We start from the raw sequence: 1,908 nt of genomic DNA on the forward strand, positions 1-1,908 counted from the left end.
AACTCATTTAAATCACTTTGCTATTAAGTACAAATTGATTCTTAGAGCGAACCAGATTGCTTGGCAGGAGCTTAAAAATATGGCAGCTTAAAATTGACCGTGCGTAACATGAGTTATTCAACAAAATAATGCGCAAAATATAACTGATGGGGATAAAATAGTAACGGAGTCTCCAGAGAATGAGCTAGATAGTGCATCTTATGACGATAATGAACCTGCCCTCGCAGCCATGCGTTTGGTGCAAAACAAAGTAAGTGCAGAACTTAGCGCTGAAGAGCCCTCCGACTCCGTTAGTGTTTTTAGTACTAATCCTCTTGCAGAATCCCCTACTCATACTCACTTAGCCGCTAGCATTAATAATTTGGCTTTAAGCGTGACCGGACATACTGAGCACGGAGTGATTGGAACACCGCTTTCAGGGGCTGCGAGGATTATTACGATTAAAAATCTTGGGGAAGTTGAGGCTGAGCATTTGATGATAATGCCACCCATCTGGCCTTTAAACACGGTAAGTACCACAACTTGTGGAAATTCGCTTGCACCTGGTGCTCATTGTATTATTACGGTAATCCCAGGTTCTGTGGCAAGTTCTGATGGTACACATCCCTGTTCAAATGGTACGACTCCTATTCCTGAAGTTATTCAGGTAAGTGCCGATAATGCAGAGCCCGTTTCCATTAATACGGTTATTCTAAATTATGGTTGTATTTATCAAGGAGGTTACGTATATGCATTTGATGATACTACGCCAAATACTAAAAGTGTCGGTGGTAAAGTAGTAGCCTTAATGGATCAAAATCCTCAAAACTCAGGCATAAGTTGGAATCCACAGGCTCAAAACGTGGATATAGAAAACGATTGGACACTAATCGACGCATCGAATCCAGCCATAGACAATAGCTCTGATGATGACTTTATTCTTGTTAATCATGAACAAACTGAGGATGAAGCGGCTACAAATCAGGCTGCTGAATACTGTCATCAATCCTTTAGCGGTTATGATAATTGGTACCTGCCCACCATTTGTGAGATGGGTTATGGGAGCGATCTGTGTGGCAATGAAGGTGCGCCTGTTTTACAAAATATGCAATCGAATTTAGTTGATTTTAATAATCTTAATTTACTCAGGGGAAATTATTGGAGCTCCACTGAAGTGCTTAGCTATCCTTATGATTATGCATGGCGGCAAAATTTTGCTCCAAGCGGCGATAGCTCTCAGTTCCCTATTCATAAGAATGAACCCCTTAAGGTACGTTGCGCAAGGGCATTAACCAATTAATATTCGCTAAGAGCAAAGCTTTATACTTAGAGTTTTGCTCTTAAATTATATAAACCCCCTTTCTTTGCTAAGTTATTTGCACTAAAGTCTTGCTTACCACCCCGTCGCAGAGAAAACTTAATGTTTAAAGTTAATTTTGTTGTACTTGTAGGCATAATAACGACCCTGACTTCTATTACTTTTGCACAGCCCACAACACAGAATATAACAAATCTAGTCAAAATAGAGAGCATTAGCACGATCATTGAGCAATCTAGATTACCTAATCCCTATAATTATTTATTAACCCAAACCTTAATGACAAAAGGAATAGAAAAATATTATCAAAGAACACCTATTATTCAGCCTATTTATTCGGAGCTAGATAAAAATAATCATATTTATTCAAGAGCTATTTTAATGTTGTTAGATAACAATAGGGATAGAAACTCCCCTGCTCTTGCTCAACGCCACAATGAAACCATCGTAGCTGAGTTGGCTTTTATAACTATCAATTTTAATGCTTTACCTAATAACTCATGTTACGCACGGTCAATTTTAAGCTGCCATATTTTTAAGCTCCTGCCAAGCAATCTGGTTCGCTCTAAGAATCAATTTGTACTTAATAGCAAAGTGATTTAAATGAGTTT

General features: G+C 38.5%; 3 protein-coding genes. 2 read left to right on the forward strand and 1 reads right to left on the reverse strand.

Annotated elements, in window-relative coordinates; genetic code table 11:
* Positions 1-7: 7 nt before the first annotated feature.
* Positions 8-136 carry a hypothetical protein gene (locus ELY15_RS16650; RefSeq protein WP_255411132.1) on the reverse strand — a complete coding sequence of 43 codons (129 nt, stop codon included), beginning with the start codon at positions 134-136 and terminating at the stop codon, positions 8-10.
* Between the two features lie 102 nt (positions 137-238).
* On the opposite strand from ELY15_RS16650, the gene ELY15_RS15450 reads away from it, so the two are divergent.
* Entirely contained in the window at positions 239-1,279 is a 1,041-nt protein-coding gene (locus ELY15_RS15450; protein WP_158617521.1) for a DUF1566 domain-containing protein, read from the forward strand.
* A 120-nt stretch (positions 1,280-1,399) separates the two neighbouring features.
* Positions 1,400-1,900, forward strand: a complete 501-nt coding sequence (locus ELY15_RS15455) for a hypothetical protein (RefSeq protein ID WP_127101606.1) — start codon at positions 1,400-1,402, stop codon at positions 1,898-1,900.
* The last annotated feature ends 8 nt before the right edge of the window (positions 1,901-1,908 follow it).

It is taken from the genome of Legionella sp. km772 (genome assembly GCF_003989735.1).
Classification (GTDB): Bacteria; Pseudomonadota; Gammaproteobacteria; order Legionellales; family Legionellaceae; genus Legionella.

Coding starts and splice junctions, on each gene's coding strand:
- ELY15_RS15455 (WP_127101606.1), top strand. CDS start 1,400: ATGTTTAAAGTTAATTTTGTTGTACTTGTAGGCATAATAACGACCCTG.